The sequence below is a fragment of the Deinococcus misasensis DSM 22328 genome (assembly GCF_000745915.1).
Taxonomy (GTDB): domain Bacteria; phylum Deinococcota; class Deinococci; order Deinococcales; family Deinococcaceae; genus Deinococcus_C; species Deinococcus_C misasensis.
The window spans coordinates 1-25,974 of sequence record NZ_JQKG01000053.1 but is presented as its reverse complement, the minus strand read 5'-3'; the positions used below and the strand labels follow the sequence as shown (position 1 = coordinate 25,974).

The window sequence follows — 25,974 nt, the reverse complement described above, 5'->3', positions numbered from 1 at the left end:
CATGGTCGTTTGGCCCGGAGTGTCTTTCGGGTGGGGATTTCTCTGCTGCTGGAGTTATTCAGGAAGCCATTGTGGGCTTTACTGGAAGGCCTTCACCTGTTGTTCCCCAAACTTGTCGGGTACTGAGGCGTTTTGGATACAAGTATAGGTGTCCATTGCAAAGATGAAACAAATATGAAAAATTAGAGTGTTATGAATTTAACACCCACAAATCCAAAACGAAGGACCCCAATCGACCCGAGAACCAAACAAACCCTCAGCCTTACCCTTGCTGTTTTATACCTCATTCCACAACTCGCACCGATGGCTCTGGCCTCCCCCAGTCTGTATGCCCGACCTGGAGCTGGTGTCAGCGACCTTCCCATTGAAGTCCTCGCCTTTGACACTCCCGGTTTCGGTGATGTTCAGGACGCTGTGAACCTCGCCACCGGCAACGTTTACGTCGACACGGGTTCTCTCTCCCGCAACAACGTCCTCGACCCCACCAAAGCCAAAGACGAAAAACAAAACAACACCATCGCCGCCGGAAACTGGAACCTCCAGAGCAAACTCCGCCTCGAAACCGCCAGCAACCAGCCCTACAACGGCATGCTGCTCAGCACCACCATCAACACCCCCAAAACCATCTTCACTGGAGATGGTTCAGGTACCCTGTACACCCCTTACGTCATCGCCGACTTCAACCTCAACACCCTCCCCAGTTGGATCAAACGTTACCGCAACCTCAAGCAACACAACCCTGCAGACCCCACCCGTGACGCCCAGGAAGAAGTGGACGTGGCCTTCTACACCAGTCAAAGTACCCCCGGCGTGCAAATCCCCGAGGAATTTCTGGTTTACGTCAAGACCACGGTGCGTGGAGCCCCTTACTGGGTGGCCCACCTTTATGACCACTCTGGAAACCGCAGCACCTTCTTCAACAGCGACGACCTCACCAACCAGAGTTACGTCGATTTCAAACAAAACCTCTCCCAGCAGTACCGTGGAGCCCAGAGCAACGACCCGGAAGGCATTGGCGCTTCACCCAAAACCCAAATCGATTATGTGATCAATGCAGACCAGGCCGGCATGATCTCCCGGGTTCGGGACGAGTGGGGACGCCTCACCACCTTCAACTGGGCGAAATTCCAGGGCTCTGGGCCTTATGTGCTGACCAGCATCAACGAACTGGTCCAGAACCAAACCACCCCTACCGCCACCTGGACCCGCCAGACCCGTTTCGCCTACGATTACCGGGGCAGCACCGACCTGAAGCAGCTGGTGGTCACCAAAGTCATGTACATTGCCAGCACCGGACTGACCGTCCCCGTGCCGGAAACCGTGGAATCCACCTGCGGTCAAGCCGCAACCCTGAATGGCACCAACGTGTGCAGTGACGCTGCTTTTACCGCAGGGAACAGTTTCGTGGCTGGCATGCAAGCCCGCACCTTCGAGTTTGATTACACCGCTCAGGGTGGCCATGTGCTCATCAAAACCCTCAAGCGTCCCATCCTCCGCAAAGACGCAGGCAGCAACCAGACCTTTGAGGAAATCTCCTACACCTACGACGCGACCCCGGCCACGGTGCTGCCTCGCATCACCCAGGCCACCAGCAACACTGGAGACACCGTCAAGTATGAGTACCTCGATACCAGCAACGGATCTCTGGCTGGGAAGGCCCTCACCAGCAGTTTCCTGCTGAAAGTCACCGATGGTCCCACGGTCACCACCTACACCCTCAACGGAAATGGTCAGCTGCTTCAGAAGAATGTCTCTGGGATCGGCAACTGGTACTACAAGTACTACCCCAATGGGTACACCCAGGCTGTCAGGGAACCCAGTGGGGTGGTCACCTACTACAGTTACGACACCCGAGGGAACCTCACCAACACGGCCACCTACCCAGATGGAGGCTTCATTGCCGGCTCTGGGAGCACCCAGACGACCACTGTGCTGAACTACCGTTATGCCTACCTCGACACCAACGGCAACATCAATGTGCGTGACTTTAACGGCCAAGCAATCTCACCGTGGTATAAGTTGAGCACAAGGACAAAACAAGTCCAAGTCACACCACAAAGGATTTATTTGCTTGATCAAGACTATCGCTTGTTTGCCACAGAAAGCCCTATCAATGTTCCTATTTTCAAAGAAATTGCAAAAAGTGTAGCCAATTTTACAGCTGTTGATCAACGAATTGCAATTCGATCTTTTGAAAATGTTCTTTCCACCAAGGAAGGTTCACTTGATTCTCCATGGGTACAACAGTATACTCCTGCTGGAAATTTTGCATTATCTAAAAATCGATTCTGGTACACACAAACTGATGGCAAATTGATGGCCAAAACAGGAAGCCTATCCAGCATCCCAACACACATTTATACAGGTTCATTCGAATATGCCACTTCAGATTCGTTGGGGATTGTTAAGCATGGCCCCGGCTATCTGCTGGCAAATCCAGCAGTCTCAAGCACAGGATGGAATGGTTTAACACCTAACTTCACCGACTTCAAGCAAGTCGTCGTCGACGAAAACCGCATTGTGGCCCTTAGACAGGATGGCAATGTCTGGGCTACTGATAACCCCACCACCCCCATGGTGCAAATCAATTACAGCACTGCCTCCGGAAATCCCGCCATCCCCAACATCACCCAAATTGCTGCAGCAGGAAACCGCATCGGTTTGATTGACGCCACCAACAACCTCTGGATGACCAGCGGTTCCGCAGTGGGCACAAAATTCGCAGTGGAAGCCCAGAACGCCACGCAAGTCAGTCTGGCCTACCAGAAAGACGTGTACACCCAAAGTGTGGGGGCGATGACCACCGAGGTGCGTGCAGGTTGGACCAAACAGGAGGTCATGACCTACGACGGAGACAACCGGGCAGAGTCCAGCAAGACCCTCTCTGGAGACGATGGGGCGAGAAACTATAAACCAATCATCAACACCACCACCTACACCAACCACCCGACTGTCACCGCAGGCAACCAGAGCTTTGAATTGCTGAACAAAGTGGTCAACAGCAGCAGTGAAGAAGGCATCACCGATCAACTGAAAGTGTTCAATGAGAGCACCTTCGACACCTCTGGTCGTTTGACCCAACAACGTGTCTTGAGTGGTACAGCTTACTCTGGAGCCACCCAGAAGACCATCAACACCTTCCAGTACTACAGCACCGGAGCACAATGGAGTGCTGCCTACACCAACCTGTCTGCAGGTACCGCAGTGGATTCCGCCAATCCCACATTGCAGTACGGGGATCAAGTCCTCATCTCTTACAACGGTATCTACAGAACCCGCTATCTTTACAATGCGCTTGGATACAAAATCTACCAGTACGACGGGGTCAACGCCACAGGCAGTCTCGACTACACTTACTACACCGGGAAACTCAACAAAGAAGCCTCTGGCAACGTGACCCCAGAGCTGTTCTCCAGAGAAACCATCACCAACTACAACGGTTTTGGTCAGTCGACGTATTCGAATGTGAATGGGCGCAGTACTTCAAGTTCCATTTCTTTGCAAACATCCATCAATGCTTACGGCACAAGTGGCGAACTGCTCTACAGTTGGAACGGCAAGAACACCAACATCACTGAATACCAGTACGAAACGAGCGCTGCTGTTTCCTCCAGTTTTGGCAAAGTCAAGAAAATCCTGATGGGTGAAGGCAGCAACGGGGTGGTGTCCACCACCGGGGTGCGCAAAACCACCGAGTACGATTATGACACTTACGGCAGGGTGAAAACCGAAAGTGTGGATGGTTTCCAGACCCGCTACGAGTACGACACCCTCAACCGCCCCACCAAAAAAACCTGGTACCTGACAGCAGGTTCTTCAGTTAGCACCACCCCCTCAGGGGATTTTGGAACCCTCTCTTACACCTACACTGGTACCGGCCAAATCGCCACCGAAACCGAAACGATCTCGGGCAGCAGACCCGTCGGTGGTGCGTACAGTGTTCCCAGTGCCGTCACCATCCACACCTACGACAACCGAGGCCGGGAAATTCGTACAGTCTTTCCGAACGGCGGGAAAGTGGAGCAGGTGTACGACGACCGGGATCAAGTGGTCCAGAGCAGCAATTACCGTCTGGAGATGAACCAGAGCAGCACTGAAGCGCAGAGCACGTACTTCCGTTACGATTCGTTTGGGCGTTTGATCAAGAAGCTGTCTCCAGTGTTGCGCAAAGATGCCCCATCTGGGTTGTCTTATGTGGATTTGCGTCGACCTTACATGGAAACGGAATACAACGTGTTTGGTCTGGCGGAAAAAGTCCGGGAGTACATCGGGAACGACATCATCGATCCCTCTGTGATGACAACGAATGCGTACGTGGCAGGGAAACCTGACTCCGAGTGGAAGACCATCACCTCCACTTACGATGATTACGGACGTTTGATTGAAATGAAGTCCCCTCGGGGGTACGTGACAAAGTCTTCGTTTGATCCTGCGGGGAACATCTGGCGTGCCGAGCAAGAGGTGTTCAAAGGGGATGAGGCCGGAGCGGATTACCCTTACCCTGCAGACAAGTGGATCCGCACGTACCAGAGTTTTGATGCTCTGGGGCGTGGGTACCAGAGTTTTGATGGGAATGGGTTTGAGCGTCGGAAGACGTACAACATTTTTGGTGGGGTGAGTGCAGAGATTGAACCGAACCAGAATGGGAAGTTGATTGTTCGGAAGTTGTACGTGTACGGGAACGATGGGTTGCTGAAGACGACGTATGAACCGAGTGTGGCAGAGACGGCTGGGGATCCGGATGCTGCTTCTTTGACTTCAGTGCGCGTGGATGCCACTGGGACTTCGGTGAGCAACATGGTGGCAACCGAGGACCGGGTGTACGGTTCGAGGGTGTTTCCAGTGTCGATCAAGAAAGCCCACATGGACAATGTGGCAACCTCTGCGAATGCCGCTGTGACGTCTTACACGTACAATGCTGCAGGACAGCCTCTGGTGGAAACCTTGGCAGACAATTCCACCGTTGTTCATGCTTATGATTCTCGGGGTTTGGAGATTTACAACCAGAACCCGGAGAAGTTTGACACCACCAAAAATTACAACGTCTCGGGTTTATTGACGGAGGAGCACCAATGGCCACGTTCCAGCACCACTGGTGCGTCTGCTGAAGCGGTTGCCATTGATGCTGAGGCTGGTTTCAGCAGCACAGATCATCCTGTGAAGGTGTTCACTTATGATGTTGCAGGAAATGTGATCGCTGAGAAGGTGAACGTGTACACCACCAAAAAGGTGTACAACAGCCTGGGTCAAGGGATTGCAGAAACCCGAAGCCACAATGCCAGCAAAGTGCTGAATCCTTTGTACCGTTATTTTGTGTACAGGCTGGATGGCATCAAAACGGCAGAGACCAGCTTTGATTATCAAGGCAACATCACCAATGGAGCTTCCTCTGGTTTCAGTGATACCGATGGCAACCTCACGACTTATGGATTGACCTCGGACGGATTAACTTCCACTGAGACATCCCGAGGCTACATTCAAAACTCTGATGGGACCAAAGACACTCGCCTAGAAGAATACAATTCCACTCTGAGATACGATGGTCGCGGGCTCAGGATCAAACGCGAGTTCTCTGGTGATGGCAAAATGTATGACTCACTCAAGAGAGATGGATCGACACAGTCTTCAACTTCCAAAAGTAATTATAACACTGTCTGGGTATATGATAGCAATGGAAATCTGAAATCAAAATTTGATATCTCTAAGGATATAGGATCAGTTCTTAATCGATCTGATTATACATATAATGCTTATAATATGCAAGATACATCAAGCAACAATGTATCACTTAAATTCAACTACAATTCGATAAATATAGATCGCGGTTCACTGAAGAATAAAATGAGCAGTTATTATAACAATCGGTCTCAATTAAAGTCCACCAGTACGGAAGATTTCAAAAATGCCATAGATTCGAACAAAGGCACACTCAGTAATAACTACAAGTTCTACGCCGATGGAAAGATTGTTGAAAAAACTTCTTACTCCACCCCCTATGGCACTTCCATCGAGTACGGTACTCAAAATTCCATCATATACGATAAAATGGGGCGAATCACCCAGTACTCAGACCAAAGAAGAAATCTGGATACAAAAAAAGTATTTTACGAATACAGTAACATCAAAACAGTATCATTTGCTCAAAATGTATCGGACGGAAAATACATCTATAGCCAGTGTGAATATCCTTCTATTGGCTCAAAAACAGCAAAATCCATCACTTATGATTATCAGCCAGATATCAGATATGAAGGCCCGGGAGGAAATAGTCTACTCTATAAGCCAATTCAACCAATAAATCTGGATGCCATGTGCAAAGGATACACCTCCACGTCGTACAGCAGCTATGCCTCACAAGACGATCCTTTAGGAGGAACAATTTTTGAGATGAGTAATTATTCATATGTAGTAAATAAATATAAAAACTCCGAGTTGAACTCACAATCCAATTACCCCAATCTATACTCCAGTGCTTGGAGCAATGATCCTAAAGAATGCCAATCAAAGTGTATAATCGAGATCATCAAGTCTAAGAATTTCTCTGAAAACGCATTCCAGGGTGCCAATGAAATCAGTAAATCCATCACAGCAAAAAACGTTTATAAATGTACCACCTATTACTTTAATTTGAACACTTGCACTATTACAACGCATACTCCTCCAGAATCAGCAAGTGGAGTGGTACTTCCTAGAGAAACAATTACCACACAAAATCACTACAGCGCGAACGGAACAAAACTAAAAGTCATTCAAGTCATAGAAAGCGAGCTGTCGGGTACAAATCAAAGCACAACCAAATATTCATCAAACTCTAGATCTCAACTTCTAAGCAATTCTATTGATAATCTCAGAGCGAAAACAGCAAAACGCTATGATGCAGACCAGAATGCCACCCAATTCTACAATTACCAAAATCAAGACGCCGGGTGCAATTTGATCTTTTTTTGCTACCCAAGTCAATTAACTGGTGCTTTAAATGACTTCGTCTATGATTCTTTTGGTAATATTCTTGTTGCTAGTAAGTTGCAGATTGATATAACCGATGGCGTAAATATTAAATCACAGCAACAAAATATTAGAACTTACGCATTTGCCAATCAAGATGTCCAATACACAACCATGCAGGAAACGGGTAGGTATCTTAGTAGTTATTGTTATGATGCATATTGCATTAAAGATGCAACTTATACACTGATAGACTCCATAATGGACAACTCCGATTGGAATCCCACACTTCCTTTTGTTGCACCAAGCAAAGAAAACCCCTTAGCAGAATACAAAGACCCAACCCCGAGCAGCAGCGTGGGCTTGACCTCCAGCAGTGTGAATGCCCCCCAGAGCACCCAAAACCCCTTCACTGGTGGCACCGACGTTGCCCCCCCCCAAGACACCATCACCCAGAACGCCACTGGCGTCATGAACTTCTCCAACCCCCTCGACAACCAGAACCCAGAAAACCTCTTCTCCAAACCGGAACCAGAACCCATTGACCCCAATGAGTACGGACCTCCCACTTCCCTTGCCGACACCAACCCCCACGCCGTGAATGCCACCAACGTGCAAGACCAGAGCCCCCTCAATTCCTCAGGCACTCTGGGACTCGGGGATGCGACTTTGCCGGGAACCGAACTCAATCCGAACCTGACCGGAAGCAGTGGAAGCAGTGGCGTGGTGGCCCCAGGGGCAGAACTCAACCCCAACCTTGGAGGCTCTGGAGGCAACGCAGGAGGCAACTCGGGTTCCTCCCCAGAGGTGGTATCACCGGACCAACGACCTCCTTCAAGCGAAGACTGGATGGTAGCTGCGTTTGCTGGGACTTCGAGTGGAAATACCCAATCGTATTGTAACGGACCCATCAACAATCTTTCAGATGAACAGGCCCAGTTTATGTGCGAAATGGAAAAAGAGTTGGGTACTACTGATGTTGATGGGATGGTAACAGAAGCTTTGAAGGCAACAGCAGTCAGTAAGTTTGGGCTGGGAGCAATGAGCAGTGTAAATGCTCTTATGGCACTGACTGAAAAATGGGATAATGTTGCCAGTCGTGATTACATGCTGATGACCATCATGCAAGACATTCAGAATGGGTCGATAACAGCAGAAGAGTTCGACATAATGGGAGATGGTGCTCGCCAAAACCTTGATCGATTAAATTCTGCACTCAGAAAACTAAATAGCTTGGGCCATAGAGAGAATGGAATGACCAATACGTATGAAGCAGCTCGTAATTCTCTTATTGCAGATACAATGATAGATTTGATCAATTCGAGACACTGCGCCGCCATAGCCTGTGATGCGATGTTTTATATCAGTGATGCATCTTATGGCTTCGCTCAAGATTTCATTAATGATGGTGCAATCTTTGGATTAGCAGGGCTTCTGAAGAATGGTATCAAAGCTGCCGCACGCGGTCTTGGCCTAGATACAGCAGTAGCAACAGGAAAACAGGCTGTTGGTGCAGGTATGCGTAGTATCGCAAGAAATTTTGCCCAAGTGGTATCCAGAGGTTGCAAACTGGGAGGAAATCTTTGTAAATGCAATTCCTTCACCCCAGAGACCCCAGTCTGGACCAAATACGGACTGACCGCCATTGCTGCTCTGGCCATTGGTACACCCGTGTTGGCCTTCAATGAGCAAACCGGAGAACAGGGTTACTACCCCATCACCCAGATGATTGTTGGACATGATCCAGAGATCACTGGGCTTGTGATTGAGGACAGCGAAACCGGAAAATTGGATTACGTGGTGGCAACCCCTGAACACCCCTTCTACGTCACGGAGCGTTTAGACGGAGAACCCAGACCCAAACCTGAAGGCCACCCGGACCTGAGCGACAAGTGGGTGGGTGCAGGACACCTGAAGGTTGGAGACAAACTCAAGCAGGCCGATGGCACCCTGGGTGAAGTCCGGTACGTCAATACCATCCAGGAAGCCAGAACAATGTACAATCTGGAGGTCGAAGAGGCCCACACCTTCTTTGTGGGCACTCAGGGTTGGTTGGTGCATAACGGTTGTGGAGGAGTCAATTTGGATACTGGGAGTGCAGTTGCTTTGATCTCTGAGGGGTCAACAGTTAGGGGCACAATTAAGAATGCAATTGGAGACCAACCTATCTATATGACTCAAACTGCTTTGGCCGAATTTGAGAATATTGTCGCTAAAGCTGGTGGGCCACTGGAGCAGGCAAGAGCAAAAGCGCTACTCGCACGTGTAAAGATTATTCCTGATAATGTGTCACCTAAGGCAGCAGGAATGAAGCCAACTCGTAGCATTGGCGAAAATGACATTAAGATCTTTGGAACTGCTGATTCTCTTGGACTTACCACTATCACTGCAGATGCCCAAGCTATACGGGCAGCAGCTGGACAAGGCGTTGAGTTTGATACCTTCTTGCATCCTTCAGTACCACTCACAGGAAAGTGAGAGAATTTATGGCAAAGAATAATCGATCCAGTGTTCCTGACTATTTGGTTACTACTGTTAATCTATTACGAGATGCCGGTATTATGGAAGCTTCCCATTCCGTTGTGGATGCCATGATTTATATAATCTCAGAACATATATCTGATCGCAATCTTGCTCAAGTTCTAGCATATTTTCCTGATTATGACTATTATATTTCTCTAAATCGAGTTTATCAGATTGAATCTATTCCACCGACAGACCAAGCAGTTTTAACTGAAGCTCTAAATCGTCTGAAGATTGCTGGCCTTGATACATGGCTAGCAGAAGAATAGAAATAGAACTTGGTAGTCTGCCCTCCTGTAACGGGAGGGCTTTCCCTTTGTCCATAGCCGAAGACCCAGCGGACCTCCAGTCGATGGACTTCCCAGAGCAGGCATGAGCTTCAGCCTACAAAAGCCCTACCTCTGAAAAACTTCTCGCTTCACAACAAGCAAACCGCAAATAAATCAGACATCAAAACCAGAGCCTTTTTACTCACCACCTCAACCCCAAAAGAATCCCCCTCCAGAGCAAAAAACTGGAGGGGGATGTTCATTCAACCTTCCCTTACGGACTCAGGTCATTGTCGCAAGGCCGCACATCCAGCACACCCCGACTTTCCCCTTCCAAGTACGCGTACGTCACAAACGGCTTCTCGCTCTGGTCGTACACGAAAGCCCGCACGTCCTTCCCCCGAGCCGTCAGGGTCATGAAGGTGTTCGGGCGTTCCCCTGCAATCACGAAGCCATTCACCACCGGGCAGAATCCCGGGTACTTCTTGTAGAACAGGTTGATCAGCCCCGTGAACCCCGAGGCGGAAAGCCCGGTGTACTTGAAGGCCTGCGCATTCTGAACCACGATTCCAGCGTCCAGAAACACATCCTGAAAAGCCCCTTGCAGCGCTCTGGCGGTGCTGGAGTCCAGAGGGGTGATTTCTGCGATGGGTTCTTCTTCCTGCTGGGTGCTGGTGGGGGCGCAGGCCCAGAGGAGGGTGCAGGTGATCAGGGCCATCCAGGGTTTCATGGTTTGGGGGCGTCCTGTGGGGTTTCGGTGGGGGGATCCAGGGGGATTTCGCTGGCAGGGAATTCATCGGGGACGATCAGTCTGGGGGTCACGATGATCACCAGGTCGCTGCGCTGGTTGGTGGTGTAGGTGCTTCTGAACAGACCACCAATCAGGGGCAGGTCCCCGAGGATCGGCAGTTTGCGGACCGCTTCGCTGGTGCGGTTTTCGATCAGGCCACCAATCACGATGGGTTCACCATTCCTGACCCGCACGGTGGTGCTGGCTTCCCGTGTCGAGTAACTCAGTTCTCCGGTGGTGGTGGTGCTGCTGGGGATCGACACGGTCACAGTGATGTTCGATTCGATCACCCCGTCCGGAGAGACTTTCGGCAGCAGCCGCATGGTGATCCCGGTGGTGAGCGTCTGGAAGCTCTGGTTGCCGTCTTTGCTGACCACGATCACCTGCGACCGGGTGCTGTTGATGCGGGCCTCCACGCCGTCCAGAGCGGTGACCCTCGGGCGGGCAAGGACCTGCGCGACGTCGTTGCTTTTCAGGAAGTTGAGGGTGAAGCCGATGCCACTCCCTCCGGCTTTCCCGGTGCCGATGGCGCTGCGGGAGAATTTGCCGAAACGGAAGATGCTGGCCGGGACCGCTTCGGTGATGGAGATCCCGAGGGCAGCTTCGTAGTCAATGCCGAGTTTTTCGCTGTTGTTCTGGTTGATTTCGAGGATTTCGGCTTCGAAGATCACCTGTGGGCGTTCGGCATCGAGTTGCTTGATCAGTTTGCTGACTTTGTCTTTCTCCTGGGGCAGCACGTAAACCACCAGTGCCCTCTGGCGGTCATCGACTTCCACGCGCACGTTGGGGTGCAGTCGGGTGAGCAGGCTGCTGGTTTTGCTGGGGTCGGCGCTTTTCAGGTAGTACATGATGGCTTCGCGGTTGTCGTTGCTGGGGGCACTCAGGGCAGTGCTGCCGGTCAGCGAGGGGGCACTGACGAACAGGCGTTTCCCATCCGGCGAAAGGTAATACCAGAGGCTGTCGGGGATGTTGAGGATCAGGTTGCTGCCCTCTTGCCGGAAGGTGATGCCCAGTCCCAGGGTGGTGCCTTCGGGGAGGTTGGCGTCGGTGAGGGTGAGGGTGTCGGTCAGGCTGTCTGCGGTGTAACGGATGGATTCAGGGCTGGCCAGAATCACCGATTGGGCGTCTTGTTGCACCCCGAGGGTGGCAGCAAAGCTGGTGGACAGGGACAGCAGGAGGGTGAGCAGGGTTTTGCGCATTCAATTTCCTTCCTGAAATTCAGGCAGCGTCACACCCTGGGGGGTGGTGACGAGGTCAAGTTGCAAATCGGGCAACGGGGTTTGGGTTTGGGGTTGGAATTCTTGTTGCAGGGCCGGACTGAGGGTTTCTCCGGTTTCGCCCAGCACGTGGTTCCCATCGAGGTCCGTGAAAGCTTGCACTTTCAGGGGGGTGCTGGGGGGCAGGTTGGTGAGGGTGTAGGTGCCGTCGTTTTGAACGGGTGCCCAGGCAACCACTTTGTTTTGTGGGTTCAGGGCCACCACGTAGGTGCCTGCCTTGCGGTCGGTGACATTGGGGTTCACCAGTCCAAATCCGGTGTTCAGGTCCTGCCCGTAATCCCCGAGGTCAATGGCCGAGCGGGTCAAGAGCGGGATGACATCTCGGGGTGGGGTGCCCTGTGCGAGCAGCAAGGCCACCACGCCGGACACCTGTGGGGCGGCCATGCTGGTGCCGTAACACAGCCCGTAGGCCGGGGTGTTTCCGTCGATGGCTGTTGAAACGATGGCGTCTGGGATGTTGTTTTTGTCCTGATCGCTGTGCAGGTCTCCGCCAAAAGCAGAAATCAGGGTGCCCTGTCCCCGGTTGGGGTAAGTGGGCTGGTAGGTGGTGGTGGGTCCAGAGAGGGCGGTCACGGAGATCACACCGGGCAGGTTGGCCGGGAAAGCCGGAGTGAACAGGCTGTCGTTGCCGGTGGCAGCCACCACCAGCACGCCCTGTTTTTGCACCTTCTCGATGGCTTGCTCTAGGGCGGGCATCTGGGAGTTGTAACTCCTGAGGCCCAGAGACAGGTTGATCACCTGCGCGGGGTTGGGGTTGGGGTGCTGGGTGTCCAGTCCTGCGGCGTAAAGCACCCCCTGGGCAACGGCCAGCACGCTGCCCTCTCCGATGCTGTCCAACACCCGGACTGGCAGGATGTTGGCAGCTGGGGCGACCCCTTTGATTTTCAAGTTGGCGGCCACCAGTCCTGCCACGTGCGTGCCGTGACCGTAAAGGTCAACAGGGTTGGTGTCACCATCCACGAAATCGATGCCGGGCAGCAAACGGTTCTCGAACTCGGGGTGGGGCAGCACGCCGCTGTCCACCACGGCCACGGTGATGCCTTTCCCGAGGGTTTTCTGCCATGCCTTTTCGATGTTCATGCGTTTCAGGTGCCACAACTCCCCGAGGGTGGCAGGGTTCTGGGTGAGGTTCGTGCAGGGGTTCCCATTGGACTTCACGTCGTCTGGGTGGGCATTGGTGACGTAAGGGAGGGTTGAGAGGTTCTGCAGGGCACGCTGGGCATCCTGTGGGCTCTGGAACGTTGCCCGGCAAGCCTGAAAGCTGGGGTAACACTGGGTCAGCTTTCCCCCCCATTCCTGAGCTTTTGTCTCAAGGGAAGCCTGATGTGACAGGTCAGAGAGGTACACAGCAAGGCTTTTGAAGGTGGGAACGGGCAACGCCTGAGGAGAGAAGTCGCTTTTGGTGATGCTGTTTTGTGCTTGCGCGGGCAGCAACACTTTTCCACGTGCCACAGCCGCCTGCAAGCTGTGGTAAAACACCGGGCTTTGCTTGTTGTTCACCGAGACCGTGATGTTCAAAGGTCCATACACCAGGTTGGCAGGGAGGTCCATGACCAGTGCCTCCCCTTGCAGGGTCGGGGTGACCTTCACACCTTGAATGCTGCCCATCAAGGTGCTCTGGCCCCCTGCCCACCCGAGGCCTTGCACCTGCAAGGTGTTGCTTTTCAGGGTCACTGCGGTGATTTTGGGCAACACATCGTAAGCGGTTTGCAAGGTGGTGCCAGAAACCTGCAAGAGCCCCTCACCTGCCAGAGCGCTGGAAGGAATCTGGGCATCCAGCAGGCCTTCTGCTTTGCGGTTGGTGGACAGGGTCACACCGTTCAGCAACACGGTGGCATTCTCTGGAAAAGTGCCAGCAAGGGTGATGGTGTCACCGGGGTACGCGACGCTGGGCACCACCCCGTTCAAACGGTAGGTGACTCTGGGTTTTTCTTCATCTGCACATGCGGTGAGGGCCAGCAGCAGAGTCAGGGAAAGAAGGTGGTTTTTGTGCATCATGGGGCAACCGTGAAACTCCAGACTTTGCTGATCGATGCGGCCACCATCACCTTTTCATCGTTGAAGTCATACCCAATGACTTTCCAGTAATACACACCAGGCGTGAGGGCAGATTGGTTGGCCGGGTAAGTCACAGTGGTGTCTTTGATGGAGAGCAGTTGACCCCCATCGTTTTTGGCCACCGTCCAGACCGGTACAGCCGATGTGTTCACCAGAGGGTCTTCCTTGTAAACGGAAAACACGTAAGCATCCACGCCTGCTGGGGTGTTCCAACTGAGGGCGGGTTGACCGGTGCCCAAAACCGCCCCATTGGTGGGGGTTTTCAGGGTTTGTTCGCCGGGGAACTGGAAGCTGGTGTAATTCGACAAAGCAATTTCGGCCTGCCCCACCACTGCTGCCACCGCACCGTAATGGGTCCCGGCAGCTTCCGTGGAGGTGAGGGGTTTTTCAAGGTCCACCGAGTCAATGGATGGAGTGCCCTGAGGTTTGATTTTCTGCCGGATGGCGTAAGGCCCAGCCACACTGTCCTTGCTGTACTTCAAGTGGTAACCGATCAACACCCCAGCATTGGTGGAATAACTGTTCCAAACCCAGTTCAGGTAATACTCGGAGTTGTTGTCCAGCACCACCTCCTGAGGCTTGACCCCCTGCTTCTCAAAGGAAGCACCCTCTGGAGGCAGCACCGTGTACACACTTGGGTTGTTCCAAGCCTGACGGGCCACAGCAGCTTTTTTGGGAGCAGGTGGTACACGAAGGCCCATGAAACGCTGCATTTTCACGGTATCGGAGTTGCTGATGGTCACCGTGACTGGGTCGCTGTCTGCACTGCTTCCGGTCACGTCGGTCACTCTGGCATAAAGCTCCACTTTGGCACCCGAGGGGAAAAACCCGGTGTTCCAGTCAATGAAGCCCGGAGAACTGACGGTGCTGCCCACAAAAACACCCTCTTTGGTGCTGCCCTCATCACGCGCATAAATTTGAATTTTGCTGATCTCTGCGTCCCCTCTGGCCGTCACCTGCACCTTGAAGTTCCCACTGACCGTGCCATTGTGACTCGGGGAGAGGATCGCCCCACTGGGGGGTGCGGTGTCTTCACTGCAAGATACGGTGAGGAGCATTGTCAGGCCAATTGAGGTAAGTCGAACATGTTTCACAAAACACCATTATGGCACAGCGATTCACACGTTTTCTTCATGAGAGACAACTTGTTTGGGTGCCTCCACTTGCCAGGGACCTGATGTTGAGATGGGACCTCAATGTCCAGGCCGTTCGCTTCTTGCGTGGGCGTTTGGGCAAGAGACATTTACAGAGAAAAGCCCTTTCCCAGTTCCTCAGCTGGAAAGCAACAAAACCTGATCCATTTTGAGAACATCTCTGACCTTTGAGCTCATCCACAAAAAGAAGGAAGAGCCTGAACGGTTGCACCCTCAGCAAAGCCCAAGGCCCATGCTTGTCCAGTTGGGTGTGCATCTCTTCATCACACCCATGATGTTTTTACGTTACAATGGATGCAGTTTAGTAAACGAAATTCACCACGCTGCCCTGCATGCACCGGAGGTTCTAGATGTTGCGCACCCTGTTTGTTTCGCTGGCCCTAAGTTCCCTGTCTGCTGGTCTTGCCAGGCAGGTCTCCCCTCCTGCCGATGTTGCATGGTACTGCCAGCAACTGGTGAAAACCGTGGACCTCTGGAATGGTGGTCTGGACGGCACCTCCGGCATGGGCGTGTACCTGCCCAACTTTGAAGGCGCTTACCACGTCAACCTGACCCGAGAATGGGACCAGACCGGGAGGGGTCGCACCACTTCCATCGCGCAGGCCCGAGGCATCTACATGAACATCGAAGCCTACCGGGCCACTGGAGCAGAGCGTTTCCTGAAAGCCGCAGAGCAGGGGGCACAATTTTTGCTGGACACCTTCTGGGATGAAGCTTATGGTGGTTTTTATTTTGAAGCCGAGCGCTCAGGCATGGTGGTGGGGCGCAACAAACAGGGGTACGGGAATGTGTTTGCCCTGTTCACTCTGGCCCAGTTGTATGACATCACCCGCAAACCCGAGCACCTGCAGGCCGCCCTGAAGCAACTGGATGTGCTGGAAAAACACTTCATCGATCCCAAACAGCCCGGCGTGGTGTTGCCCGGCTTCAACTTTGATTTCAGTGCTCTGGATGGGTACCACAACGTGGACACCTTCACCCATTACTTTGAAGGCCTGATGGCCCTTCATGATGTGACAGACGGTGAAACCCGCACCAGAGTGGACAAATTGATTACGGATGCGGGTGAGGCGCTCACCAAGGTGCTGTACAAAGATGAGGAAGGCTTCAAGGACCGTGGGTACGTGGCCTACAACTACACCAGCAACTGGGAACCACGTCAGGAACCTTACACCCGCAACTCCCAGTGGACAGTGGCCCGTCAGGCAACCACCGGGCACAACATCGAACTGGCCTACCTGATTTCCAGAGCTGTGGAGCGCGGATTTCCTTCAGATTGGCTGACCACTGCCGACAAACTGAAGAAGTTTGTGGAGGTGCATGCCTTGAGTCCAGACACCGGTGCCATGCTTTATGAGGTCACGGATTACGACGGCAAACCGTTGCCCGGCAACCCCGACAACGATTATTACGTGTGGTGGGCCAATTCGGAAACCGCCAGAGCCTTCCTGCATTTTGCGGTGGTGCGCAAAGAGAACACGTTGGAGGCGTTCAAAAAGCAGGAAAGCTTCATCAAGAACCATTTTCTGGACCCCGAGTATGGCGGATGGTACCAGATGGTGCACGCAGAGACCCTGCGCACGTTTGATTTGACCAAAGGCAACGTCTGGACGGTCAATTACCACGAAACCATGCTGGCTGCCGAAGTGCTGCGCCTCGGGAAAGTTTATGCAGAGCAGATGGGAAACCCCAAAACCACCTGCCCTGAAGTGAATGCCCCGACCTCCTCGGGCAACTGAATCAACTGGATTTTGACCCGAGCACTTTTTTGATTCCCCACAGGGCACCCAGAGCAACCATTCCCATCCCGAGCAGCTTGATTTGCTGTTCTCTTTTCAGGGGTGGGATGTGCTGGGTGCCCTGTTCCGTTGCAGTGGCCGGGTCATCCACATATCTGCCAGAGTTGGGAACAGCCTGTTGCTCAAAATTCCGGGCCAGTTCTTGCAGGTGGGCACTCATCTGCTCTCCCTGCATGGGTTTGAAGTATTTGGGTGGCCCGGAGAGTTTAGGGGCATAGGTGAGTGCATGGTAAGCGGATTCCTGCTGGGTGGTCACCACCGCATCTCCGGCAATCAGGGTCCGGTCCAGAGCACGCCACAGGGAAACATGACCGGGACTGTGACCGGGACTGTGCACCCAGCGCCACTCGGGAAGGCCGGGAACACTTCCATCCTCTGGCAGGGCTTTCACATTGCCTGAGAGGTCGTAAGGGGCTCTGGGGTAGGTGAAAGACATCCACGCCATCATTCCGCCTCCCACGGTGGGGTCTGCTGGTGGGTAAGCCGAGCGTCCGTCCAGATAAGGCAATTCCAGAGGGTGGGCGTAAAGGGGCACCTCCCAGGTTTTGAGGAGTTGAGGCAGGGCTCCACGGTGGTCGAAATGCCCGTGGGTCATCACAATGCATTCAGGTTTCTGGTTTCCAAAGAGGGACTGGGCTGCCTTCTGGATGCTGGAAGCAGATCCCGGCAAGCCTGCGTCAATCAGGACCCAGGTGTGGTCGTGGGGGTTTTGGACAAAGTACACATTCACAAAGAGGATTTTGAGCCCCCACACGTGTGGAGCCACTTCAAAAAGCATGTTGGATGGGTTTTCCGGGGGTTCGGGACTTTTGTTCATGGTTTCAGGGTAAGCTGGGGGCAAACCGAACCCCATGACAAATCTGACAGACCTGCATGCCAGAAGCTGAAACCGCTTTTTTCATTTTTTTCGTTTTGATGTTCAAGCCATCAATCAAAAGCAAGAGGTGGGTGGTGGGGGCTCAAATTGGTGTCCTTGAGACACCAGAGGAATCCCATCCAAACGGTCTGTCTGGGCAGGCCATCTTGACTCTGGCCTGAGAATGACCATAATGAAAGTATCGAAGGAAATGAAAGAAACACCCTTCTGTTGAACCCTGCTCTGCTGCCCCTTCATTGAAAGGAAGGACCATGTTCAAAAAGACCCTCACCAAACCCGATGGCCGCACCCTCTGGCTGTACGGTCGGCAGGACTTCGTGCATGACCCGGCCCCCAGTCCCAGCAACGATCCCGTTACGGCCAACCCCCACATGCGCTACCATCCACTCCGTCAGGAATGGGTGCTGTACGCCAGCCACCGCCAGAACCGCACCTTCATGCCCCCACCGGAGTACAATCCTCTGGCCCCCACCCGGGACCCAGAAAACCCCACCGAGCTTCCACAGGGCAGCTACGACATTGCCGTGTTCCAGAACCGCTTCCCCAGCATGGCCCTCGAAAGCCACAATCCACCTGCTCTGGAAGGCATCCTGACCGAGGCCGCCAATGGGACCTGCGAAGTGGTGGTGTTCACACAAGACGCCAACACCCTGCTGTCCAGCCTCTCTGAAGAACACATTGATTTGCTGCTTCAAGTGTGGGCAGACCGCACCACCGAACTCGGGAGCCGTCCGGAGATTCAGTACGTGCTGCCTTTCGAAAACAAAGGGGTCGAGGTGGGCGTGACCCTGCACCACCCACACGGCCAGATTTACGCCTATCCTTTTGTGCCTCCAGTGCAACAAAAAGCCCTGGACGCTGCCCGCCAGCACCACCGTGAAAACGGCCAGAATCTGGGGGATGCTCTGGTGCAAACCGAGCTGCAGGAAAAAGGCCGACTGGTCCACGAAGGCAAACACAGCGTCTCGTTCATTCCGCCGTTTGCCCGTTACCCTTACGAAACGTGGATCATGCCCAGAGTGGCGGTGCCTTACCTCTCCAGCCTGACCCCTGAAGCCCGTCAGGACTTTGCACGCACCCTCAAAGATGTGCTGTACCGTCTGGACCACCTGTTTGGCCGTCCGATGCCTTACCTGATGACCATCCATCAGGCCCCCACCGACGGTGAAGCCCACACCGAGTGGCCCCTGAGAATCGAAATCTACCCTGCTTTGCGTGCCGAAAACCGCCTGAAGTACCTGGCAGGCACCGAACTGGGTGCAGGCATCTTCGCCAATGACACCCTTCCAGAGCAGACCGCTGCCAACCTCCGTGCTGTACAGGTGACCCCATGAGTTTTCAAGAGATTTTCGGCCATGAACCTGCTGTTGTGCGCAGCGCACCCGGACGGGTGAACCTGCTGGGCGAACACACCGATTACAACGGGGGCTTCGTGCTTCCCACCGCCATTCCGCAGGAAACCACCGTGGCCCTTTCGGTCAGCGAAGATGGGCTGGACCACATCTACAGTGCAGACCTGCAAGAACGTCAGGACCTCCCCAGAGACGGAGAGCCTCAGGGCTTTGCCAAATACGTGCAGGGCAGCGTGCGGGTGCTGGCAGACCGTGCAAGCATCCCCAACCTGAACATTTACGTCTCCTCCAACGTGCCGATGGGTGCGGGCCTGTCTTCGAGTGCCGCTCTGGAAGTCGCCGTGATCCGTGCAGTCAATGAGTTGCTGGGCCTCGGGCTCAGTGGTGTGGACATCGCCCTCCTTGCCCAGAAAGCCGAGCACCAGTACGCCGGGGTGATGTGCGGCATCATGGACCAGATGGCTTCCAGCGTGGCCAGCACAAGGGAAATGCTGCTGCTTGACACCCTGACTTTGGAGCGCACTCTGGTGGCCCTCCCTGAGGGTTACGAGGTGCTGGTGATGGACAGTGGAGCCAAACGCCGCCTCGCAGAAAGCGGATACAACACCCGCCGCGCCGAGTGCGAAAAAGCCTGCGAAATGCTGGGCATTTCCAGCTTGCGGGAAGCCACCCTGTCAGATGTGGACCGGCTTCCCGAGCCCTTCAGCAAGCGGGCCAGACACGTCATCACCGAAAATGCACGTGTGCAGGAAGCCCTGAGTGCCACGGCTGCCCGTTTCGGTCAACTGATGAACGACTCCCACGCCAGCATGCGCGACGATTACGAAGCCTCACACCCTCAGGTGGACCAACTGGTGAACTTGCTGCAACAGCATGAAGATGTGCTGGGTGCGCGCATCACGGGGGCCGGTTGGGGCGGATGCTGTGTGGCTCTGGTCAAAGCAGGCACCGCCAAACAGGTGTCCCAAGACGTGCTCTCCACCTTCAATGCACAGGGCGGCGAAGGCCGTCTGGTGGTTCCCGAGTAATTCCTCTCCCCTCCTCAATCCATTCCAAGAAAAGACAGGTGGAAGGCAAACCACCTGTCTTTTGCTTCTGGGCCAAATCCATGGGGGTCAGAGGTTCTTTTCCAGCAACCTTTCCACAATCACCACGTCTTTCCAGACCCCTTCAAGTTGACCATGCTTCTGGTACACGCCCACCTGACAAAAACCGACCCGGGAAAGCATTTTCAGGCTGGCCTGATTTTCTGGAAAAACCCTGGAGAGCAGTTTCCAGAATCCTGCTTTTTCGCTCTCCTCGATCAGGGCGCGCATGGCCACTTCCCCGAGGCGTTGACCCCGGGCTTCTCGGGCCACATACACGCTGAATTCTGCGATGCCTGCGTAACATTCTCTGGCCCGGTATGAGGAGGTCGAGGCAAAAGCCTGCACCTGTCCCTCCACTTCCACCACCACAATGGGGTGCTTGCCATCAAACCATGCTGCAACGTCTGTTTCGCTGCGGGGACGGGTTTCGAAGGTGGAGGTGCGGTCTTCAATCCCCTGATTGTAAATTTCGGTGATCCGGGGAACGTCTTTGTGGAGCGCGGGACGGCTTTGCAAAGTCTGGGTCATGCGATTTCTTCTTTCTGTGGAATGGTGGCCAGAGCGAATTCGGTTTGCAGGGCTTGATGCAGCAGGGTCAGGGCACGAAACACCTGCGTTTGCTCCTCTGGAGGGAGGTGGGTGAGGATGCGCCGGGTCTGGGCATTCAACTGGCCGTTCAGTTGCTGCAGGTGTGCTTCTCCAGAGGGGGTGAGCCGGATCCAACTGGACCGTCCATCTGTGTCATGTTTGGTTTTGGCGACCAGCCCATCTTGCAGCAGGCTTTCGATGTTGCGGGACATCCACGCTTTGTCGAGCCTGAGGCGCACCACGAGGTCCGCCAAGGTGAGTTGTCCGGCCTTGCCCAGTTCGCTCAGGATGTGGCAGCGGGTGAGGGTCTGGTTTTCCAGACAGCTCGGGAGGAGTTGCTGCAGTTGGTGGTGCAAGCGGGTCACTTGCCGGAGCAAATCTGCCGGATGGGGATTCAAGGAAAGGTGCATCACCTTGGCAGAGTCAGGACAGACCCCCTGAAATTCCCGAGAGGTGTGCAGCCGTTCAGGAACCTCTGAGCGCTGGATTTCCTGAAACCCGAAACGGGGAAAGTACTGTGCTGCCGTGGTGGTCAGCAGGTACAGATCGGTGATGCCTTGCGCTCTGGCTTGCCCAATCAGGTGGTTCACCAGTTGGTCCCCGAGTCCCTGCCCTTGGTGCTCAGGGGCCACCGCCACCGAGCGCAACAGGGCCACAGGGGGATACACTTCCAGTCCTGCCACAGCGATGAGGCCCCGCGAATCCCGCATCAGGTGGTAATGCTGCAGGTGTTCTTTTGCCCCTTCCTCTGGGAGGTTCAGGTGGGAGAGCAGGTTTTGGATGTCTTTCCAGTCGGCTGATGTGGCGGGTTTGATGTTCATGCATCCTCCTCTGGTTGTGTCTGACAACTTTCTCCATTTCACCTTTTTGTGGGATGGTTGTCAAGCACAACTGTTTGCCACAAAGTGGGTTTGTGCAATGGAATGGTGGGGTTCCTGTGGCTCGAAACGCATCAAGTGCGCGCAATCTCAGGTGCGATCACTTTTCCAGCATTTGACAGTGAACTGCGAGGACCCAGCAGAATGCACCCATCTCACCGAACTTCCACCCACAGGACCAACCCGGGTTCTGTTGCCAGAGGGTTTTCACCCCCTGAGTGAACGGGTGGCCCCTCTGAACTTTCAGGAAGCAGCATTTCTGAGCCTGCTCACTTTGCATGGCCCATTCGGGCTGTGGTTGTTCATGGCCCTGTTCGGACTTTCCTTTCCAACGGTGCCCTCACGCTGGCAAAAGCTTCTCTGGTGGCCGACACCTTGGGGTCAAAACACCACGGCTTCAGCGGTCCCATGAACCTCTGGGCCAGCGTTGCCAGAGACCTGTTTTCGGTGCTGGTGGGGATGCTGTACTTGCATTTCCACAGTTCCAGACCTGTTTTGCGGATGCTGACAGGCCTGTCTTTGCTGTCCATTGTCGCAGTTGTGCAGGCCAGACGACTTCATCCCACCCCTCAGAAGGCGTTGCACACCTGAACCGCAACCTGAACCCACAGGAGAAACATTCTGATGGGTTCTGGATGCTCATGATCCTCTCTGGTGGAAACAGCCTTATCTGCTTCACGTTTTTGTTGCCAGCGTTCAAGCCGTTTGGGATACTCCTTTTCGATCAAACCGTACAAAACCCGCATCTCCTGCAGTGGTTGCCTTTTTGCTCAACTTTCAAACAGCACCTGCAAAAACTGCTGCACGTGACTTGTTCGCTCTTGCTCCCTGAGGGCCCCCACCCCCCAGTCCCAGGTGGGCCAGTCACTCCCCTGGACAGCAAGCTCAACCAGCTGTCCGGTTTTCAGGTCGTGCTGGATCCATCCTTCAGGCATCAGGGCAGCAAAAGTTCCCGTTCTGAGGAGTTCCAGGGCCAGCATGGGGGGCACTTCAAGGTCGCCGGGGCGGGCCGGGAGGTGCTTGATCTGCCAGTTGCGCACGTCCCAGCTCCAGTCAATGCGCAAGAAGGGGACCAGCAGTTCCGGCAATTCCCGGGCAGGAAGCCTGCGCTGCACCACTGCAGGATGTGAGGGGGATGCCACAAGCAGCAAGGGGTCCTGAAATGCTTTCAGAACCTCAAATCCGGGCACTTCAAAGGGAAGGTTCAACAGTCCCAGCTGGGCAAATCTGCCTTTCAGCATCTCCTGTACCTGCAGGTTGTGACCGGTGTGCATGCCCACACTGAGGGTCGGATCCTGCAGGTGCAACCGGTGCAGTGCCCGGGCAAGACGACCCACCGTCAGAGCGGGCAGCACAGCCAGAGTCAAGCGCCCGCCTGCTCTGGTGCGGGTGAGTTCTGCCATCTGCAAGCCCGCACCCATTGCAGACAGGGCCTGCCGGGCATAAGGCAAGAACCGCTGCCCGAGTTCGGTGAGTTCCAGACGCCTGCCCCTCCGGAACAGGGACCCACCAAGGTGTTGTTCCAGACGCTGGATCCGTGCACTGACCGAAGGCTGGGTGAGGTCGAGGTGCTCTGCAGCCCGGCTGAAACTGCCCAGTCGGACCACCGCATCAAAAGCAGACAGCTGGTCAAAGTCCATGCACGTATTATAGAAGTTTTCTATGGATAGAACAGTGGTCGCTGCCTTGTTCTATGGATGATGGGGGTTTACAGTGTGGATGAAAAGGTGCCGTTTCAGGTGGCCTGAGGAGAAGACCCATGATCCATTCCCTGTTGCGAAAACTTGCCCGCCTGCTCGACCGGCCCGTGGTTGGAGATGTGTCCCTCGATGAACAGTACCGCACCCCCCGTGGACTGTCCGGAATGCTCATCGGACAAGACATGCTCAGGCAGCACCGTCCTGAAAACCGCTGGACCCTGTCCCTCCTTGATGTCAAACCCACGGACCACATCTTGGAAATCGGATCTGGACCCGGCCTGCTCCTGCACCTGACCTCGCGCCAATTGCATGGTGGTCAAGTGTGGGGACTGGACCTCTCACGCAGCATGGTGCGCCTGGCCTGCCTTCACAACTGGCCCGCTGTGCTGCAGGGCAAGGTGCGAATCATATCGGGGAATGCGGCCCACTTGCCCTTTGGCAAGGAAAGGTTTGACACGGTGGTGAGTGTACACTCCATCTATTTCTGGAAGGATCCCTTGCAAGTGCTCCAAGAAACCCTGCGGGTGCTGAAACCGGGGGGCAAACTGGTCCTCACCTTCATGCCCAGACGCCGCTGGCCCCAGCAAGGTGAGGGTTCCACCTGCCATGTCTTTTCTGAAGAGGAGATGGTGGAGCTGTTTCAGCAGGCCGGATTTGTTCAAGTGCGGGTGTTTAAAGGAGAAGACCACTTCCGGGAGTGTGCCGTTGTTGGCAAACAGACCCCTGCCTGAACGGAAGGGCCATCCATGCTCGTGGACCATCCTGTCTCTGGGCATGTGACCCGACAGGCACATCACCCTTGCTTTTCTGTCAGGCTTTCGGGGAGGGCAAGTTCCCTGATTGGAGTGCCCTCAAGTCCTTTGAGCAAGTTTCAGATGGAGCAACCTGTTTTCCAGAGGTCTGTTGAGGATTCACCTTGTTTGAGGATCTTCGAAGAGAAGATGGTTTTGAATCCTCCTGGGTGTTCAGAAGAATGGACCATGAACATCACATTGAACACCCGGTACTGTTGGTTTTGCACCAGCACGTCGGTGCCTCTGGAGGAGAGGCACGCGAATCCCAGTATGTGGTCTCCAGAGAGGGCCAGGATTTTTTTGTTTTCTTCTTCAAGGAAAATCAGGGTGTTTTTGGCGCGTCCTTGAATTTCTTCCAGGTGTTTTTGGGCGGCTCCTTTGAGGGCCATTGGGGTGGGGTAACGGTTTTTCAGGACGGGTGCAGGGAGACCTGGCAGGCCATGAACGCTGACAAGCAGGGTGCGTGGGGAGGGGAACGGGAAACGGTGGGTTTCCTGAATCATTTTGGTGGAGTGGCCCGAGGCGGTCACACGGTCGGCCAGCTTCTGGGCGGCTTCTTGCACCTCCTCTGGTGCTGGCAAGGTGTCGATGCTCAAGCGGGGGTTGATGTTGATGTCCAATTGAATGGGCATGGGCACCATGGGGATGGCTGCGGAGAGGGTGAGGGTCAGGCAGAGCAGCAGGGGGAAGATCAAGCGTGTCTGGGTGGGGGTTTTCATGGCTTCCTCCAGATTCCATTCAAGTGTGGTTTTGGCAGCGTCGAGGTGGGCGAGCACAAGGAAGGTGTTTGCCTTTTGTGGCCGGGTTTGCATGAGGTGCTGGTGGTGCGTCTCAATCAGTTCCAGCACCTCGTGGGCCGGGTGGTCTTTGGGGAAGTGTCTGAGCAGAAAACGCAAAATGGGATAAGTCATAGCAGCCTCAATTTCCTGGCGGTGTTCAATTGTTGCTCAAGGCGCTTGAGGTGGTTTTTGAGTGCATGGGTGCCTTGCTCGGTCAGTTCGTAGGTTTTGCGGTTCTCATGGTTTTTGTTGAGTGGGGTGATGGTGGGATTGATTTCTCGAATCATGCCCTGTGTTTCAAGTTTCTTCAGGTGGTTGTACAGGGTGGCTGGCAGGATCAGGTTGGGGTGTTCTTGATCGATGGTCGTGTGGATCAGGTGGCCGTGTTTGGGTCCACTGGCGAGTGCCAAGAGGATCTGGAATTGTGGTTCTGGCAGGGTGGGGTTCATGGGGTCCTCCGGGGTTTTTGCTGATATATCTCTAAAGTTTAGAGTCTCTAAATTTTAGAATACTTTTTGGGGGTTTGGCAAGCAGAACCAAATGCATTTTCGCGCTTGTCCTTTCTTGCAGCATGGTCATGTGCCCGTTCATGTTGACCACTTGGCTCCTGCAGGAATCAAGTGGTCAGAGGAGGTCTTCAAGCGGGTTTCTTCTTCAGGGGATCAGCCTGGGACTTTTTGGGCTCTGGTCGTTCAGAAGTCGATTTTGCAGTGGGTCCCAAAACCCGTTCGAAAATAAAAAGTTCGGGAAAGGACCGCAGGATTGAAGTGTGCTCTGGAAATGCTGCCCACACTGTAGGCCATGAACATCACACCCATGCCGTGCCCAAGCGCAATTTCGAGCAGGCGCGCATTCAGGGTTCCTATGGCGGTGATCACAAGGGCACCCACCCCACACAAAAGAAGTGTGTGGGTTTTTACACCGCCACCCACAGGGTAAACGCAAAGTCTGAAGTTTGACAGATCACTTGAGAAAGCCGTCAGCGATCAGCCGTCAGCCAGAAGGAACGTTTTCTGGCTGCCTTTTGAACGGAAAGTCTGAGTGGCTTTCCGTTTGTGGCTTTTTGTTTTGCTGTTTGCAAAAGCCTTTTGGTGAGCTTTTTG

Annotated in this window: 18 protein-coding genes; 7 read left to right on the top strand and 11 right to left on the bottom strand. The window is 54.1% G+C overall.

Annotation, left to right across the window (positions count from 1 at the left end):
• The first annotated feature begins 192 nt into the window (after positions 1-192).
• On the top strand, positions 193-9,423 hold the full coding sequence (locus Q371_RS20520) for a DUF1308 domain-containing protein (protein WP_034344049.1): 9,231 nt from the start codon (positions 193-195) through the stop codon (positions 9,421-9,423).
• 8 nt (positions 9,424-9,431) lie between these two features.
• Complete coding sequence (locus Q371_RS27320) at positions 9,432-9,737, top strand: hypothetical protein (protein WP_157442854.1); 306 nt, start codon at positions 9,432-9,434, stop codon at positions 9,735-9,737.
• Between the two features lie 274 nt (positions 9,738-10,011).
• Here Q371_RS27320 and Q371_RS20515 read toward each other — a convergent pair whose 3' ends face one another.
• The 4 genes from Q371_RS20515 to Q371_RS20500 are packed head-to-tail and all read right to left on the bottom strand — an operon-like array spanning position 10,012 to position 14,920.
• Positions 10,012-10,467 carry a hypothetical protein gene (locus tag Q371_RS20515; RefSeq protein WP_034344048.1) on the bottom strand — a complete coding sequence of 152 codons (456 nt, stop codon included), beginning with the start codon at positions 10,465-10,467 and terminating at the stop codon, positions 10,012-10,014.
• Entirely contained in the window at positions 10,464-11,726 is a 1,263-nt protein-coding gene (locus tag Q371_RS20510) for a type II secretion system protein GspD (protein ID WP_051964914.1), read from the bottom strand. The genes Q371_RS20515 and Q371_RS20510 overlap by 4 nt, the downstream gene beginning before the upstream one ends.
• Entirely contained in the window at positions 11,727-13,802 is a 2,076-nt protein-coding gene (locus tag Q371_RS26125) for a S8 family peptidase (protein WP_051964913.1), read from the bottom strand.
• The gene (locus Q371_RS20500; RefSeq protein ID WP_034344047.1) at positions 13,799-14,920 is read right to left on the bottom strand and encodes an Ig-like domain-containing protein; all 1,122 of its coding nucleotides are present in this window, start codon (positions 14,918-14,920) and stop codon (positions 13,799-13,801) included. Before Q371_RS20500 ends, Q371_RS26125 begins: the two co-directional genes overlap by 4 nt.
• Positions 14,921-15,366: 446 nt before the next feature.
• Between Q371_RS20500 and Q371_RS20495 the strand changes: the two genes are divergently transcribed.
• The gene (locus Q371_RS20495) at positions 15,367-16,755 is read left to right on the top strand and encodes an AGE family epimerase/isomerase (RefSeq protein ID WP_034344046.1); all 1,389 of its coding nucleotides are present in this window, start codon (positions 15,367-15,369) and stop codon (positions 16,753-16,755) included.
• A 1-nt stretch (position 16,756) separates the two neighbouring features.
• Here Q371_RS20495 and Q371_RS20490 read toward each other — a convergent pair whose 3' ends face one another.
• Positions 16,757-17,632: an MBL fold metallo-hydrolase gene (locus tag Q371_RS20490; protein ID WP_157442853.1), complete on the bottom strand. Its 876-nt coding sequence runs from the start codon at positions 17,630-17,632 to the stop codon at positions 16,757-16,759.
• 311 nt (positions 17,633-17,943) lie between these two features.
• Here Q371_RS20490 and galT point away from each other — a divergent pair, with 311 nt between their 5' ends.
• Both galT and galK read left to right on the top strand, forming a co-directional pair.
• Positions 17,944-19,026: a galactose-1-phosphate uridylyltransferase gene (galT, locus tag Q371_RS20485; protein WP_034344045.1), complete on the top strand. Its 1,083-nt coding sequence runs from the start codon at positions 17,944-17,946 to the stop codon at positions 19,024-19,026.
• Entirely contained in the window at positions 19,023-20,072 is a 1,050-nt protein-coding gene (gene galK, locus Q371_RS20480) for a galactokinase (RefSeq protein WP_034344044.1), read from the top strand. Before galT ends, galK begins: the two co-directional genes overlap by 4 nt.
• Before the next feature lie 87 nt (positions 20,073-20,159).
• Here galK and Q371_RS20475 read toward each other — a convergent pair whose 3' ends face one another.
• Together Q371_RS20475 and arsN2 are read right to left on the bottom strand one after the other, a co-directional pair.
• Entirely contained in the window at positions 20,160-20,660 is a 501-nt protein-coding gene (locus tag Q371_RS20475; RefSeq protein ID WP_034344043.1) for an arsinothricin resistance N-acetyltransferase ArsN1 family A, read from the bottom strand.
• On the bottom strand, positions 20,657-21,541 hold the full coding sequence (gene arsN2 / locus Q371_RS27950; protein ID WP_245618397.1) for an arsenic resistance N-acetyltransferase ArsN2: 885 nt from the start codon (positions 21,539-21,541) through the stop codon (positions 20,657-20,659). The genes Q371_RS20475 and arsN2 overlap by 4 nt, the downstream gene beginning before the upstream one ends.
• Before the next feature lie 351 nt (positions 21,542-21,892).
• Between arsN2 and Q371_RS27315 the strand changes: the two genes are divergently transcribed.
• The gene (locus tag Q371_RS27315) at positions 21,893-22,189 is read left to right on the top strand and encodes a hypothetical protein (protein WP_157442852.1); all 297 of its coding nucleotides are present in this window, start codon (positions 21,893-21,895) and stop codon (positions 22,187-22,189) included.
• A gap of 179 nt (positions 22,190-22,368) precedes the next feature.
• Here Q371_RS27315 and Q371_RS20450 read toward each other — a convergent pair whose 3' ends face one another.
• The gene (locus Q371_RS20450; protein ID WP_034344040.1) at positions 22,369-23,238 is read right to left on the bottom strand and encodes a LysR family transcriptional regulator; all 870 of its coding nucleotides are present in this window, start codon (positions 23,236-23,238) and stop codon (positions 22,369-22,371) included.
• A gap of 119 nt (positions 23,239-23,357) precedes the next feature.
• On the opposite strand from Q371_RS20450, the gene Q371_RS20445 reads away from it, so the two are divergent.
• Positions 23,358-24,029, top strand: a complete 672-nt coding sequence (locus tag Q371_RS20445; RefSeq protein WP_051964909.1) for a class I SAM-dependent methyltransferase — start codon at positions 23,358-23,360, stop codon at positions 24,027-24,029.
• A gap of 140 nt (positions 24,030-24,169) precedes the next feature.
• Here Q371_RS20445 and Q371_RS20440 read toward each other — a convergent pair whose 3' ends face one another.
• From Q371_RS20440 to Q371_RS27610, 3 genes are all read right to left on the bottom strand, one after another.
• The gene (locus Q371_RS20440) at positions 24,170-25,003 is read right to left on the bottom strand and encodes a hypothetical protein (protein ID WP_034344039.1); all 834 of its coding nucleotides are present in this window, start codon (positions 25,001-25,003) and stop codon (positions 24,170-24,172) included.
• Positions 25,000-25,320: a PadR family transcriptional regulator gene (locus tag Q371_RS20435; RefSeq protein ID WP_034344038.1), complete on the bottom strand. Its 321-nt coding sequence runs from the start codon at positions 25,318-25,320 to the stop codon at positions 25,000-25,002. Before Q371_RS20435 ends, Q371_RS20440 begins: the two co-directional genes overlap by 4 nt.
• 243 nt (positions 25,321-25,563) lie before the next feature.
• Positions 25,564-25,803: an aquaporin gene (locus Q371_RS27610; protein WP_211253869.1), complete on the bottom strand. Its 240-nt coding sequence runs from the start codon at positions 25,801-25,803 to the stop codon at positions 25,564-25,566.
• Between the last annotated feature and the right edge of the window lie 171 nt (positions 25,804-25,974).